General features: G+C 70.2%; 11 protein-coding genes. 8 read left to right on the forward strand and 3 right to left on the reverse strand.

Going from position 1 to position 14,052, the window contains the following annotated elements:
* Nucleotides 1-55: 55 nt before the first annotated feature.
* The 7 genes from VFQ84_RS06380 to VFQ84_RS06410 all read left to right on the forward strand — a co-directional run bounded on the left by VFQ84_RS06380 (nucleotide 56) and on the right by VFQ84_RS06410 (nucleotide 9,361).
* Entirely contained in the window at nucleotides 56-1,261 is a 1,206-nt protein-coding gene (locus VFQ84_RS06380; protein ID WP_325130379.1) for a cupin domain-containing protein, read from the forward strand.
* Between the two features lie 4 nt (nucleotides 1,262-1,265).
* Entirely contained in the window at nucleotides 1,266-2,225 is a 960-nt protein-coding gene (locus VFQ84_RS06385; protein ID WP_325130381.1) for a GNAT family N-acetyltransferase, read from the forward strand.
* 184 nt (nucleotides 2,226-2,409) lie between these two features.
* Nucleotides 2,410-5,238, forward strand: coding sequence for a 2-oxoglutarate dehydrogenase E1 component (locus VFQ84_RS06390; protein WP_325130383.1), 2,829 nt, complete (start codon nucleotides 2,410-2,412; stop codon nucleotides 5,236-5,238).
* Nucleotides 5,239-5,265: 27 nt separating this feature from the next.
* A complete protein-coding gene (odhB, locus tag VFQ84_RS06395; RefSeq protein ID WP_325130385.1) occupies nucleotides 5,266-6,438 on the forward strand; it encodes a dihydrolipoyllysine-residue succinyltransferase in 1,173 nt (390 codons plus the stop codon).
* 14 nt (nucleotides 6,439-6,452) lie between these two features.
* Nucleotides 6,453-7,877, forward strand: a complete 1,425-nt coding sequence (lpdA, locus tag VFQ84_RS06400) for a dihydrolipoyl dehydrogenase (protein WP_325130387.1) — start codon at nucleotides 6,453-6,455, stop codon at nucleotides 7,875-7,877.
* A 61-nt stretch (nucleotides 7,878-7,938) separates the two neighbouring features.
* A complete protein-coding gene (locus tag VFQ84_RS06405) occupies nucleotides 7,939-8,931 on the forward strand; it encodes an oxidoreductase (protein ID WP_325130389.1) in 993 nt (330 codons plus the stop codon).
* Nucleotides 8,932-8,992: 61 nt separating this feature from the next.
* A complete protein-coding gene (locus tag VFQ84_RS06410) occupies nucleotides 8,993-9,361 on the forward strand; it encodes a response regulator (RefSeq protein ID WP_325130391.1) in 369 nt (122 codons plus the stop codon).
* 182 nt (nucleotides 9,362-9,543) lie between these two features.
* Here the strand turns inward: VFQ84_RS06410 and VFQ84_RS06415 are convergent, their stop codons facing one another.
* Nucleotides 9,544-10,431 carry a DnaJ C-terminal domain-containing protein gene (locus tag VFQ84_RS06415; RefSeq protein WP_325130393.1) on the reverse strand — a complete coding sequence of 296 codons (888 nt, stop codon included), beginning with the start codon at nucleotides 10,429-10,431 and terminating at the stop codon, nucleotides 9,544-9,546.
* Nucleotides 10,432-10,517: 86 nt separating this feature from the next.
* Nucleotides 10,518-10,958, reverse strand: a complete 441-nt coding sequence (locus VFQ84_RS06420; RefSeq protein ID WP_325130395.1) for an Hsp20/alpha crystallin family protein — start codon at nucleotides 10,956-10,958, stop codon at nucleotides 10,518-10,520.
* A gap of 145 nt (nucleotides 10,959-11,103) precedes the next feature.
* On the opposite strand from VFQ84_RS06420, the gene VFQ84_RS06425 reads away from it, so the two are divergent.
* The gene (locus tag VFQ84_RS06425; RefSeq protein WP_325130397.1) at nucleotides 11,104-11,583 is read left to right on the forward strand and encodes a peroxiredoxin; all 480 of its coding nucleotides are present in this window, start codon (nucleotides 11,104-11,106) and stop codon (nucleotides 11,581-11,583) included.
* Nucleotides 11,584-11,646: 63 nt separating this feature from the next.
* Here the strand turns inward: VFQ84_RS06425 and pbpC are convergent, their stop codons facing one another.
* Nucleotides 11,647-14,052 (reverse strand): penicillin-binding protein 1C, encoded by a 2,406-nt coding sequence (gene pbpC / locus VFQ84_RS06430; protein ID WP_325130399.1) that lies wholly within the window; start codon nucleotides 14,050-14,052, stop codon nucleotides 11,647-11,649.

Genomic DNA, 14,052 nt, shown 5'->3' on the forward strand with positions numbered 1-14,052 from the left:
CTGAAGCTCGACGCCTTCGCTCTCCTGACCGATCTGCTCTTATCAGTGTTCATCCGTGGCTAAAAAAATCCTCCCCAGTTACCCGATCGAAGTCACCGGTTCGCCGGAGTTGCCGCTGGGCATGGCGCCCGAGGTGTTCCTGCGGGACTACTGGCAGAAGCGTCCGCTGCTGGTGCGTGCGGCGTTCCCGGGCTTCGTGTCGCCGATCAGCCCCGAGGACCTGGCCGGGCTGGCCTGCGAGGAAGCCGCATTGGCGCGGGTGGTGCTGCACGACCGCAAGCGTGATCGCTGGGAGCTGCGCACCGGGCCCTTCAGCGAGGAATCCTTTCCCAAGCTGCCGAAGCAGGACTGGACCCTGCTGGTGCAGGACGTCGACAAGTGGGACATGGACATCCGCGCCCTGCTCGACGCCTTCCGGTTCCTGCCGGCCTGGCGCCTGGACGACGTGATGGTCAGTTTCGCCGCGCCGGGCGGCTCGGTCGGCGCCCACGTCGACCAGTACGACGTCTTCCTGCTGCAGGCCCAGGGCCATCGCCGCTGGCAGATCGACGCCCGCCCCGGGGCACCGCGCGATTTCCGGCCGGACGTCGAGCTCAAGCTGCTCAGCCGGTTCACGCCCGACCACGACTGGGTGCTGGCGCCGGGCGACATGCTTTACCTGCCGCCGGGCGTGCCCCACCACGGCGTCGCCGAGGACGCATGCCTCACCTTCTCGGTCGGCATGCGCGCGCCCTCGCAGGCCGAGCTGATGGTCGACCTGGCCGAAGAGCTGGCGGCGGCCCTGCCCGAGGAGGCCCGCTACGCCGACCCCGACCTGGCCCTGCCCGCCGACCCCTGGGAAATCGACGAAGCCGCCTTCGGGCGCGTGCGGGCGGCGCTACGGGACCTGCAGACGCTGGACGAAGCGGCGCTGCGGCGCTGGTTCGGGCGCTTCATCACCCAATACCGCGCCGCCGGTGAACTGGGCCGCCCGGCCCGCCCGCCCCGCCTGGACGCGATCGAAACCGAACTCGCGGCGGGCGCCCGCCTGCTGCGCCACCCGCATGCCCGCCACGCCTGGGCCCGGAACGGCAAGCGCGCCTGCCTGCACGCCAATGGCCTGTCGCTGCCGATGGGCGTGGCCGCCGCTCGCCGGCTGGCACGCGCCGACGCGCTCGAGGCCGCCGACCTGGCCGCACTCGATGCCTCCGGCCGTGAAGCGGTGGAAAGCCTGGTGGCGGCGGGCCACTATCAGCTGGTCAAACCCAAACGCCGCCGGTGACGCCATGATCCCGACCGAGTTCCGCATCGACCCCGCCGACTACCAGGCCGACTTCCAGGACCTGCGTTCGGTCCGCGAGACCGTGTTCGTGCTCGAACAGAACGTACCGGTCGAGGAGGAATGGGACGAGCTCGACCCGCGCTGCCACCACGTCATCGCCCGCGATGCCCACGGCCAGCCGATCGGCACCGGCCGGCTCACGCCCGAACACAAGATCGGCCGCATGGCCGTGCTCAAGCCCTGGCGCCACAAGGGCGTCGGCGACGCCCTCATGGTGGCGCTGATGAACCAGGCCCGCGGCCTGGGCTGGACCGAGGTCAGCCTCAACGCCCAGGTCAGCGCCGAGGCCTTCTATGCGCGGCACGGCTTCCAGCCCTACGGCGAACGCTTCATGGAGGCCGGCATCGAGCACCAGGCCATGCGCCGGGCGCTGGAGCCGCTGGCCACCCCGGACCGCTCGCCGGCCCGCCCGCGCGGGCCCTCGGTGCCCTCGGTGGAGTTCGACGCCCTGGGCGAGGCGACCGAGGCCACCCTCGCCATCGTCCAGGCCGGCCGGCGCGAGCTGCGCCTGTTCAGCCGCGACCTCGACCCGGTGCTGTACAGCCAGCCGGCCGTGCTCGAAGCCTTCAAGCAGTTCGCCATCGCCGGCCGCGGCGGCGTGGTGCAGGTGATCGTGCTGGACCCCGCCGCGGTGCAGGGCCAGGCGCACCCGCTGCTGGGCCTGGCCCAGCGCATGACCTCCGTGTTCCAGTTCCGCACGCCCACCGACGACGTCGACCTGCAGTACCCCTCGGCCTTCCTGGCCAATGACCGCGACGGCTACCTGTTCCGCGCGCTGGGCAGCCGCTGGGAAGGCGACTGGAGCCCGGCCAACCCGGCCCGCACGCGCCAGCTGCTCGAACACTTCGGCCGTGTCTGGGAGCGCTCGCGCCCCTGCAGCGAGTTCCGCGCACTGGGCATCTGAGCCGGCCCCGGGCCCGGTCCGCGGACCGGGCCAGACCCAACGCAGGCTGACCACGGCCCGGATCGGGTTCTAAACCCCCGTCACGCCAGCTATAATCGCGGACCTCGTCGGCGCCCGCGCCGGCTGCCCGACATCCCATTCCATCAATCACTTACCTGCCATTGCGGCGGGCCAGGCCAGGGTCGTGGACAGTCTGATCAAGCAGTTTAAGCAGACCTCTCAACTTGCCGGCGGCAACGCCGCCTATATCGAAGACCTGTACGAGCAGTACCTGGTCGATCCCGACGGCATCCCGTCCACCTGGAAAACCTACTTCGACGGCCTCAAGGGCCGGGAAGCCGGCGACGTCCCGCACTCGGCCGTGATGGCCAGCGTGCAGGCGGCCGCCAAGGCCGGCAAGCACGCCGGCGGCGGCATGGACGACGAGGCCGCCCGCAAGCAGGCGGCCGTGGGCAAGCTCATCACCGCCTACCGCTCCCGCGGCCACCTCGGCGCCAAGCTCGACCCGCTGGGCATGATGGCCAAGAAGGACGCGCCGGACCTCGAGCTCGCCTTCCACGGCCTCACCGACGCCGACCTGTCGAGCGAGTTCACCGCCGACACCTGGTTCACCGAGAAGAAGTTCAAGCTGGCCGACCTGCTGGCCAAGCTGCGCGCGTCCTACTCGGGCAGCATCGGCGCCGAGTTCATGCACATCGCCGACGCCAGCCAGCGCCGCTGGATGCAGCAGCGCCTCGAGGGCGCGGCCGGCAAGTACGGCTTCAAGGCCGAAGAGAAGAAGCGCCTGCTCGAGCGCGTCACCGCCGCCGAGGGCCTCGAGCGCTACCTGCACACCGCCTTCGTCGGCCAGAAGCGCTTCTCGCTGGAAGGCGGCGACGCGCTGATCCCGCTGATGGACACCCTGATCCAGCGCGGCGGCGGCGACGGCGTGCGCGACGTGGTGATCGGCATGGCCCACCGCGGCCGCCTGAACGTGCTCGTCAACACGATGGGCAAGCCGCCGCACAAGCTGTTCGACGAGTTCCGCGGCCAGTTCGAGCACAACGACGACCCGGCCCACTCGGGCGACGTGAAGTACCACATGGGCTACTCGTCCAACGTCGCCACCTCGGGCGGCCCGGTCCACCTGGCGCTGGCCTTCAACCCGTCCCACCTCGAGATCGTCGACCCGGTGGTCGCGGGCTCGGTGCGCGCGCGCCAGATGCGCCGCGAGGACGGCAAGCGCCAGCAGGTGCTGCCGGTGCTGGTGCACGGCGACGCCGCGTTCGCCGGCCAGGGCGTGATCATGGAACTGTTCCAGATGTCCCAGGCGCGCGGCTTCGCGGTCGGCGGCACGGTGCACGTGGTCATCAACAATCAGGTCGGCTTCACCATCAGCCGCCAGGACGACGCCCGCTCCACCTACTACTGCACCGACCCGGCCAAGATCATCGGCGCGCCGGTGCTGCACGTGAACGGCGACGACCCGGAGGCCGTGGCCTTCTGCGCGCAGATGGCCTTCGACTACCGCAAGGAATTCGGCCGCGACATCGTCATCGACCTGGTCTGCTACCGCCGCCACGGCCACAACGAGGCCGACGAGCCGGCGGCCACCCAGCCGCTGATGTACAAGAACATCCGCGCCCGCAAGACCACCCGCGAGCTCTACGCCGACCAGCTGGCCGCCGAGGGCGTCATCGACGCCGCCGGCGCGAAGGCGCTGGTCGACAGCTACCGCGACAAGCTCGACAACAACGTCGTCACCACCGAACTGGCCCAGGTCGGCCCCGACCCGTTCGCGGTCGACTGGTCGCCGTGGCTCGACGGCAAGCTGTCCGACAAGGTCGACACCGGCCTCAAGCGCGCGGCGCTCGACGGCCTGGCGCAGCGCATCAACGTGCTGCCGGAAAAGCTCAAGCTGCACGCCCGCGTCGCCAAGATCTACGAAGACCGCCTGAAGATGGCCGCCGGCGACCTGGCCATGGACTGGGGCTTCGCCGAGAACCTGGCCTACGCCACCCTGCTGGCCGAGGGCTACAAGCTGCGCCTGGTCGGCCAGGACGCCGGCCGCGGCACCTTCTTCCACCGCCACGCGGTGCTGCACGACCAGGCCACCGGCGAGGCGCACATGCCGCTGCGCGCGCTGGCGGCCAACCCCGAGCACGTGATGGTGATCGACTCGCTGCTCAGCGAGGAAGCGGTGATGGCCTTCGAATACGGCTATGCCACCGCCGAGCCGGGCACGCTCAACATCTGGGAAGGCCAGTTCGGCGACTTCGCCAACGGTGCCCAGGTGGTGATCGACCAGTTCATCACTTCGGGTGAGTCGAAGTGGGACCGCCTCTGCGGCCTGGTGCTGTTCCTGCCGCACGGCTACGAAGGCCAGGGCCCGGAGCACAGCTCGGCGCGCCTCGAGCGCTTCCTGCAGCTGTGCGCGCTCGACAACATCCAGGTCTGCACCCCGACCACGCCGGCGCAGATGTTCCACATGCTGCGCCGCCAGATGCTGCGCGGCACGCGCAAGCCGCTGGTGGTCATGACCCCGAAGTCGATGCTGCGCAACAAGCTGTCGGTGTCGACGCTGGACGAGCTGGCCAAGGGCGGCTTCCAGACCCTGATCCCGGACAGCACCGCCAAGGACGCCAAGAAGGCGCGCCGGGTCGTCGTCTGCGGCGGCAAGGTCTACTACGACCTGGTCGAGGCCGTCGAGGCGAAGAAGATCACCGACGTCGCCGTGGTCCGGGTCGAGCAGCTCTACCCGTTCCCGCGCCCCGAACTGGCGGCCGAGCTCAAGCGCTTCGCCGGCGCCAAGGAAGTGGTGTGGTGCCAGGAAGAGCCCATGAACCAGGGCGCGTGGTACCAGATCCGCCACCACCTCGACTTCTGCCTCGGCAAGGGCCAGTCGCTGAGCTACGCCGGCCGCAGCCGTTCGGCCTCGCCGGCGGCCGGCCACCTGAACACGCACAACGAAGAACAGGCGAAGCTGATCGAGGATGCCCTCGTCAACGCGCCCAACACCCACACCGCCGAATAACCCCATTCAAGCCACAGGGCCTCGTCCATGAGCATCGAAGTCAAAGTCCCGGTCCTTCCGGAATCCGTGTCCGACGCCGTCATCGCCACCTGGCACAAGAAGGCCGGCGACAGCGTCCGTCGCGACGAGAACCTGCTCGACCTCGAGACCGACAAGGTGGTGCTTGAAGTGCCCTCGCCGGTCGACGGCGTGCTCAAGGAGATCAAGTTCAAGGAAGGCGACACGGTGACCAGCCAGCAGGTCGTTGCCATCCTCGAGGAAGGCGCCGTGGCCGAGGCCCCGAAGGCCGAGAAGAAGGCCGATGCGCCCAAGGCCGAGGCCGCGCCCGCCAAGGCCGCCGCTCCCGCCGCCGCCAAGTCCGGTTCCGCCGAGCTGCCGCCGGGCGCCGCCGCGCACGCCGCGCGCAACGACGTGAACCCGGCCGACGTCGCCGGCACCGGCCGCGGCGGCCGCGTGACCAAGGAAGACGTGGTCAACCACATCAAGGTCGGCGGCGGCGCCCGCCCCGAGCAGCGCGTGCCGATGACCCGCATCCGCCAGCGCATCGCCGAGCGCATGATGCAGTCCAAGAACTCCATCGCCATGCTCACCTCGTTCAACGAGGTGAACCTGTCCAAGGTCATGGCGATGCGCAAGGAGCTGGGCGAAGGCTTCGAGAAGTCGCACGGCATCAAGCTCGGCTTCATGAGCTTCTTCGCCAAGGCCGCCGCCAACGCGCTGCAGAAGTACCCGGTGGTCAACGCCTCGGTCGACGGCAGCGACGTGATCTACCACGGCTACGCCGACATCTCGATCGCGGTCGCCACCGACAAGGGCCTGGTCACGCCGGTGCTGCGCAACGTCGAGAACATGTCCTTCGCCGACGTCGAGGGCTCGATCGCCGGCTACGCCAAGGCGGCCCGCGAGGGCGGCCTGAAGCTCGAGGACCTGCAGGGCGGCACCTTCACCATCACCAACGGCGGCACCTTCGGCTCGCTGATGTCCACGCCCATCGTGAACCCGCCGCAGTCGGCGATCCTGGGCATGCACGCCATCAAGGAGCGCCCGATCGCCGAGAACGGCCAGGTCGTGATCGCACCGATGATGTACATCGCGCTGTCCTATGACCACCGCATCATCGACGGCAAGGACGCGGTGCTGTTCCTGGTGGACATCAAGAACCAGCTCGAGAACCCGCACCGCATGCTGCTTGGCCTGTAAGGAAGGAATGCACAATGTCTGAGCAATACGACGTCGTCGTCATCGGTGCCGGCCCCGCCGGCTACCACGCGGCCATCCGCGCCGCCCAGCTGGGCATGAAGGTCGCCTGCATCGACGCGGCCCTGGGCAAGGACGGCAAGCCGGCGCTGGGCGGCACCTGCCTGCGCGTGGGCTGCATCCCGTCCAAGGCGCTGCTCGACAGCTCGCGCCAGTTCCACAACCTGCAGCACCTGTTCGCCGACCACGGCATCAGCGCGAAGGACCCGAAGATCGACGTCGCGACGATGGTTGGCCGCAAGGACAAGATCGTCAAGCAGTTCACCGGCGGCATCGCCCAGCTGTTCAAGGCCAACAAGATCACGGCCTACTACGGCTTCGGCCAGCTCCAGCCCGGCAAGATCGTCAAGGTGAAGCAGCACGACGGCAGCGAGGTCGAGCTGCAGGGCAAGCACGTGGTCATCGCCGCGGGCTCGGATTCGATCGAGCTGCCGTTCGCGAAGTTCGACGGCAAGCACATCGTCGACAACGTCGGCGCGCTCGACTTCACCGAGGTGCCCAAGCGCCTGGGCGTGATCGGCGCCGGCGTGATCGGCCTCGAGCTGGGCAGCGTCTGGAAGCGCCTGGGCGCCGAGGTCACCATCCTCGAGGCGATGCCCGACTTCCTGGCCCTGGCCGATGCCGAGGCCGCGAAGGTCGCGCTGAAGGAATTCAAGAAGCAGGGCCTGGACATCAAGCTCGGCGCCAAGGTCAGCAAGGCCGAGGTCAAGAAGAACGAAGTCCACCTGACCTACAACGACGGCCAGGCCGACCAGTCCCTGGTGGTCGACAAGCTGCTGGTGGCCGTGGGCCGCAAGTCGGCGTCCAAGGGCCTGCTGGCCGAGGGCACCGGCGTGAAGCTCAACGAGCGCGGCCAGGTGGAAGTGGACGAACACTGCTTCACCGGCGTCGAGGGCATCTGGGCGGTGGGCGACTGCGTGCGCGGCCCGATGCTGGCGCACAAGGGCTTCGAGGAAGGCATCGCGGTCGCCGAACTCATCGCCGGCCTGCCCGGCCACGTCAACCTCGACACCGTGCCCTGGGTCATCTACACCGAGCCGGAAATCGCCTGGGTCGGCAAGACCGAGAAGCAGCTCAAGGACGAAGGCATCCCGTTCAAGACCGGCAGCTTCCCGTTCGCGGCCGTCGGTCGCGCCGTCGCCATGGGCGAGCCCGCCGGCTTCGTCAAGGTGATCGCGCACGAGGAAACCGACCGCATCCTGGGCATGCACCTGGTCGGCGTGAACGTGTCCGAGCTGGTGCACGAAGGCGTGCTGGCGATGGAGTTCCACGGCTCGGCCGAGGACCTGGCGCGCATCTGCCACGCCCACCCGACGCTGTCGGAAGCCATCCACGACGCCGCCATGGCCGTCGACAAGCGCGCCATCCACAAGGCCAACTGATCCCGGTTGGCCACCCGACGAGAGGCGCCCCCGGGCGCCTCTCTGCGTTCAAGGAGCCCGCATGACCGTTCCCGCCTCGTTCCGCGCCTTCCGCATCCATTCCGAGGGCGGCCACCGCGCCGGCATCGAGTCGATCTCGCTCGACGACCTGTCGCCGGGCGAGGTGGTCGTCCGCGCCGCGTATTCGAGCGTGAACTACAAGGACGCGCTGGCCGGCACCGGGACGGGCAAGATCCTGCGCCGCTTCCCGCTGGTGGGCGGCATCGACGTCGCCGGCCACGTGGTGGCCTCGACCGACCCACGTTTCCGGGAAGGCGACGCCGTGCTGTGCACCGGCAGCGGCCTGTCGGAAACCCGCGACGGCGGCTATTCCGAATTCGTGCGGCTCGAAGCCGACTGGACCATCCCCCTGCCCGCCGGCCTGTCGCTGCGCGAGGCGATGGTGCTCGGCACCGCCGGCTTCACCGCCGGCCTGTCCCTGCTGCGCATGGAAATGAATGGCCAGGTGCCGTCCATGGGCCCGGTGGTGGTCACCGGCGCCACCGGCGGCGTCGGCAGCCTGGCCCTCGACATCCTCACCCGCGCCGGCTACGAGGCCCACGCGATCTCCGGCAAGGCCGAGCACGAAGGCTTCCTGCGCCGCCTGGGCGCCACCGAGGTGTTCCCGCGCGACACCCTGGCCTCGGCCACGCGGCCGCTGGAGAACGCGCGCTGGGCCGGCGCCATCGACAACGTCGGCGACCCGGCGCTGGCGGCCCTGACCCGGGTCATCCAGCCCTACGGCAACATCGCCAGCTGCGGCCTGGCCGGCGGCCACGGGCTGGCCACGACCGTCATGCCCTTCATCATCCGGGGCGTGTCCCTGCTCGGGATCGCCTCGGCGGGCACCGCCCGGGGCCAGCGCGAGCAGGTCTGGGTGCGCCTGGCCGGGCCCTGGAAGCCAGCCCACCTGGACGCCATCTGCACCCGGGAAGCCGCGCTGGACCAGCTTCCCGACGTTTTCCCGACGATGCTGGCCGGCGGCTCCTTCGGACGAACGGTCGTCCGGATTTGACCGAGGTTGCACCCTGACCGCCCCCCCGGCATACAATCACCTACCCGTTGGAGGTCCATTCATGGCACGCATCCTGATTGTTGATGATTCCCCGTCCCAGCTCATGGGCATGAAGCGCATCGTTGAGAAGCTCGGCCACGAAGCCCTGACCGCCGAAGACGGCGCCGCCGGCGTCGAAGCCGCCAAGGCCGAGAAGCCCGACCTGATCCTGATGGACGTGGTCATGCCCAACCTCAACGGCTTCCAGGCCACGCGCGCGATCTCGAAGGAAGCGACCACCGCGCACATCCCTATCGTGCTGGTCACCACCAAGGACCAGGAGACCGACAAGGTCTGGGGCATGCGCCAGGGCGCCAAGGCCTACATCACCAAGCCCTTCAACGAAAACCAGCTGATCGAAGTCATCAACGGCCTGCTCGCCGGCGGTTGATGGGGGTTGGCGTGTTTGAACGCGGATCAAGGCGGATGAACGCCGATCAAAGCGGATCAAGCAAATCAATGAAAAAGGCCTCGCACCAGCGAGGCCTTTTTTGTTTTCCCGGATCAAATACCAAGCCTTATCCGCTCTTATCCGCCTTTTGCCGCTCTGATCCGCGTTAAATCACGGATGCCTCAGGCCTTGCGCGGATCGAAGTCGAAGGCGTCGGCCATCTGCTGGTACAGGGCCTTCTGGGCGTCGGTGCTGGCCTTCGGTGCGCGGACCTCGAGTTCGACGATCTGGTCGCCGGCGGCGGGCTTGCCCGGAAGGCCGCGGCCGCGCAGGCGCAGCTTGCGGCCGGTGTCGGAATCGGGCGGGATGCGCAGTTCGACCGCGCCGCCGAGGGTGGGCACGCTGAGCGTGGCGCCCAGCGCCGCCTGCCAGGGCGCCAGCGGCAGCGTGTAGAGCACGTTGCGGCCGTCGACCTCGAACTGGGCGTGCGGGCGGTAGTCGATCTCCAGCAGCAGGTCGGACGGACGCGGACCGCCGCGACGGCCCTGCCCCGCCAGCCGGATCACCTGGCCCGGCGCGATGCCGGCCGGCACGTTCACCTCCAGGGTGCGGCCGTCGACGCTGATGCGCTGCTTGCCGCCGGTGTAGGCCTGCTCCAGCGAAATCGCCAGCTGGGCGCGCACGTCGCCCTGCGGCGCCTGCTGCCGCGGCCCGCGGCCGCCGCCGAACAGCGACTCGAAGAAGTCGCTGAAACCGCCGCCCCCGCCGAAGTCCTGCTCGTAGCGGAACCCGCCGCCGCCGAAGCCGCCGCCGCCAAAGCCCGGCGGCGGACGGAACTCTTCGCCCGGCCGGTAGCCCTGCGCGCGCAGCTGGTCGTACTCGGCGCGCTTGTCCTTGTCGCGCAGCACTTCGTAGGCCTCGTTGACGGCCTTGAAGCGCTCCTCGGCGCCGGCTTCCTTGCTCACGTCGGGGTGGTACTTGCGCGCCAGCCGGCGGTAGGCGGTCTTGATCTCCGCTTCGCCGGCCGTGGCCTCCACGCCGAGGGTGTCGTAGTAATCCTTGAACTGCATCGTCTGCCTCTGGCAACGGAAGGGCCCGCGGCGCGGGACCGCGGGCCCAGTTTACGCGCCATGCGCCGGCCCACGCCGGCGCCGGGTCACATCACCTGGATGCGGCGCGGGGTGGTCTCGGGACGCTTGGGGATGCTGATCGCCAGCACGCCGTGCTTGCCGCTGGCGGTGATGCCCTCGGGGTTGGCGCTGTCGGGCAGCGCGAAGCGGCGGTAGAACACGCCGTGCGCGCGCTCGACCCGGGAATAGCGGTCGCCCTCGGTGACCGACTCGGTCTGTCGCTCGCCCTTGATCGAGAGGATGCCCTTGTCCATCTGCACCTCGATCGCGTTCGGGTCCACGCCCGGCAGGTCGGCCAGGATGAGGAAACGCTCGGCTTCCTCCTTGATGTCCACGCGCGGCACCCACTGGCTGGTCACGACGCTGGAGGCATCGGTGTCGTCGCCATTGAAGAACTTGTCGAACACCTGCTTGATCTCGTCCTGCAGGTGGCGCGGGGCGGTGGTCGGGTAGCGGGTCAGGCTCATGGTCGTCTCTCCGTGTCAGCGGCGGCCAGCCCGGCCGCCATGCCCGGAACATAGGGTCCCGCCCCCGTGCTTCAAGCCCCCACCCCGGCGTCACGCCGGATGGTTAAACTCGCGTTCCGTTTCCCACACCCTCCCCGGAGCTGCCATGACCATCCAGATCGGCGACAAGATTCCCCAGGCCACCCTCAACATGCTCAAGGACGGCGTCCAGGCGGTCGATACCGCCGAGCTGTTCGGCGGCAAGAAGGTGGTGCTGTTCGCGGTGCCGGGCGCGTTCACCCCGACCTGCTCGGCCAAGCACCTGCCGGGCTACGTCGAGCACTTCGACGCCTTCGCCCAGCGCGGCATCGAGGTCGCCTGCCTGTCGGTCAACGATGCCTTCGTGATGGACGCCTGGGCCAAGAGCCAGGACGTCCCCGCCGGCGTGCACATGCTGGCCGACGGCAACGGCGCCTTCACCCGGGCCATGGGCCTGGAGCTCGACGCCACCGCCTTCGGCATGGGCCTGCGCGCCAAGCGCTTCGCCCTGTATGCCGAGGACGGCATCGTCAAGCAGCTACACGTCGAGGCCCCGGGCGAGTTCAAGGTCTCGTCGGCCGAATACGTGCTCGAACACCTGGCCTGACCGCACGGCCCCCGCGCGATCCCGGAAAGGCGGCTTCGGCCGCCTTTTTTCCTTGCCGCCGCGTCAGCGCAAGACATGGACGGTGAGTTCGGCGAAGGCGCCGGTATCGGCCAGCGCGGTGATGCGCTGCGTGCCGGGCGTGTCGAACGCGTGGGTCCAGGGGCGCGGGCCCAGGGTTTCGCCGGCCAGTCGGCCGTTGACCAGCCAGCGCACGCGCGACTGCGTCCCGAAGGCGCGCAGTCGAAGCACGGCCGGCTTCGCGCTGCCGGGCGCCCGCGCCAGCCGCGCCCCCTCCCCCGGCCCCTCGATGCGCAGCGACTCCATCGCCTCGAGGGCGTCCGGCGCGCAATCCGGCGCCAGCGGCGGGATCGCGCTGGCGCGCCGGATCGACGCGGGCAGCCACGGATAGGCCAGCGCGGGCCAGCGCGCCACTTCGATGCGCCGGCGGGCGTGGGGCGCGCGGCAGCTCGCCGAAAGGCGACGGCCGGTGCGGGCGTCCACCTCCAGGGGCACGCGCCCCGCGCCCCAGAGGCGGGCCTCGCGCTCGGGCAAGGTCGGCGGCAGCGTGCCGGCCAGGGAGTAGGCCTCGCGGGTTTCGTGGCACAGCGAGGTCGCGGCGGGATCCGGCGGCAAGCCCAGCGGCCAGCAGACGTCGAGCTTGCGAACCCCCTCGGGCATCCCCCGTCGGAGGCCGTCGGCGCCATCGCGCGGCAGGCTGTCCACCACTTCGAACAGCAGCGGCAGCGCCGTGATCGCGCCGTACTGGCCAGGCAGCGGCGTGCCGTCCGGGCGACCCACCCAGACGCCCACGGTGTAGCGGGCGGTGCCGCCCAAGGCCCACGCGTCGCGGAAGCCGTAGCTGGTGCCGGTCTTCCAGGCCACCCGGGCACGGCCCGTCGTGTCGAAGGCGTCCTGGCGTTGGCCGGGGCGACCGTGTTGCTCCAGGATTTCGCGGATGATCCAGGCGGCCCCGGGCGACAGCAGGCGTCGCTCCTGCCGGGGTGAACCGGCCGCATAGCGCACGCGGCCCGCGAGGCCGTCGGCGTTGAGGGCGCGATAGGCGCCGACCAGTTCCTCCAGCCGCGTACCGGTGCCGCCCAGGATGATCGACAGGTTCGGCTTGGCGCCGCGCGGCAGCCGCAGCACCACGCCGGCGTGCGCCAGGCGCGCGGTGAAGCGCTCGGGGCCCAGGCGGTCGAGCAGGTCCACGGCCGGTACGTTCAGCGAGAGCCGCAGCGCTTCCGCCACCGACACGGGACCGTTGAAGGCCGGGTCGAAGTTGGCGGGCCGGTAGCTTCCGAAACTCTGCGGCGCGTCCACCAGCAGGCTTTCCGAGTGCACCAGGCCGTCGTCCAGCGCCAGGCCGTAGAGGAAGGGCTTGAGCGTGGAGCCCGGCGATCGCGTGGCGCGCACCATGTCGACGTGGCCCAGGCGCGTGGCGTCGGCGAACTGCACCGAACCGACGTAGGCGCGCGCCTCGAGCGTGGCGTTGTCCACCACCAGCAGCGCCGCGGAGGTCCGCTCGGGCAGCTGCGAGAAATACGCGGCCACTCGCTGCTCCAGGAGGCGCTGCAGCGAGGCGTCGATCGTGCTCCGGATGCGCAGGCGGCCCGGGTTGGCCGCGCGCAGCCGCTGTGCGAGCAGCGGCGCCGACATCGGCGGCTGCAGCCGGCGCGCCACCACCGGCTCCAGGCGGGCGTCAGCCACCTGCGCCGGCGTCCACGCGCCGAGCGTGGCCAGGCGTGCCAGCACCTTGTCGCGTGCCGCCCGCGCGGCTTCGGGGTGGCGATCGGGGCGCAGGCGGCTGGGGGCCTGTGGCAGCACCGCCAACAGCGCCGCCTCGGCCTGCGACAGGTTCGACGCCGGCTTGCCCAGGTAGGCCCAGCTCGCCGCTTCCACGCCCACGATGGTGCCGCCAAACGGCGCGTGGTTGAGGTAGAGCAGCAGGATCTCGTCCTTCGAATAGCGCCACTCCAGCTGCAGCGCGCGCAGCGCCTGGCGCAGCTTGCCCAGCGGTGTGCGCGGGTGCGGCTCGAGGATGCGCGCCACCTGCATCGTCAGCGTGGATCCCCCCGACACCACCCGGCCATTGGCCAGCCATTGCCAGGCGGCGCGCGCCATGGCCAGTGGATTGATGCCGGGATGGCGGCGGAACCACCGGTCCTCGTAGGTCACCAGGGCCTGCACGTAGTGCGGCGACACCTGGTCGAGCGTGACCGGGTAGCGCCAGACGCCTTCGCGGTTGGCGAAAGCACGCAGCGGCGTCCCGTCGGCAGCCAGCACCACCGCGCCCCCGTCGCCGCCCCGTGGCACCGGCGGCGGGAACAGGCGATCGAGCGCGAACAGCAGCAGCAGACCCAGCAGGCCGGCCACGCCCAGGCGGCGCAGCCACGGGCCCCACCGGCGCTTGTGCGCGGCAGGCCTGGACAGGCCCGCCGCGGCGGCGGCCGTGACGCGCGCGCGGCGCAC

The sequence above is a fragment of the Arenimonas sp. genome, assembly GCF_035721105.1.
Taxonomy (GTDB): Bacteria; Pseudomonadota; Gammaproteobacteria; order Xanthomonadales; family Xanthomonadaceae; genus Arenimonas.

Bases quoted from the DNA above. Each gene is read 5' to 3' on its own strand.
- VFQ84_RS06385 (WP_325130381.1), top strand. From the start codon at position 1,266: ATGATCCCGACCGAGTTCCGCATCGACCCCGCCGACTACCAGGCCGAC.
- odhB (WP_325130385.1), top strand. From the start codon at position 5,266: ATGAGCATCGAAGTCAAAGTCCCGGTCCTTCCGGAATCCGTGTCCGAC.
- lpdA (WP_325130387.1), top strand. From the start codon at position 6,453: ATGTCTGAGCAATACGACGTCGTCGTCATCGGTGCCGGCCCCGCCGGC.
- VFQ84_RS06405 (WP_325130389.1), top strand. From the start codon at position 7,939: ATGACCGTTCCCGCCTCGTTCCGCGCCTTCCGCATCCATTCCGAGGGC.
- VFQ84_RS06410 (WP_325130391.1), top strand. From the start codon at position 8,993: ATGGCACGCATCCTGATTGTTGATGATTCCCCGTCCCAGCTCATGGGC.
- VFQ84_RS06415 (WP_325130393.1), bottom strand. From the start codon at position 10,431: ATGCAGTTCAAGGATTACTACGACACCCTCGGCGTGGAGGCCACGGCC.
- VFQ84_RS06420 (WP_325130395.1), bottom strand. From the start codon at position 10,958: ATGAGCCTGACCCGCTACCCGACCACCGCCCCGCGCCACCTGCAGGAC.
- VFQ84_RS06425 (WP_325130397.1), top strand. From the start codon at position 11,104: ATGACCATCCAGATCGGCGACAAGATTCCCCAGGCCACCCTCAACATG.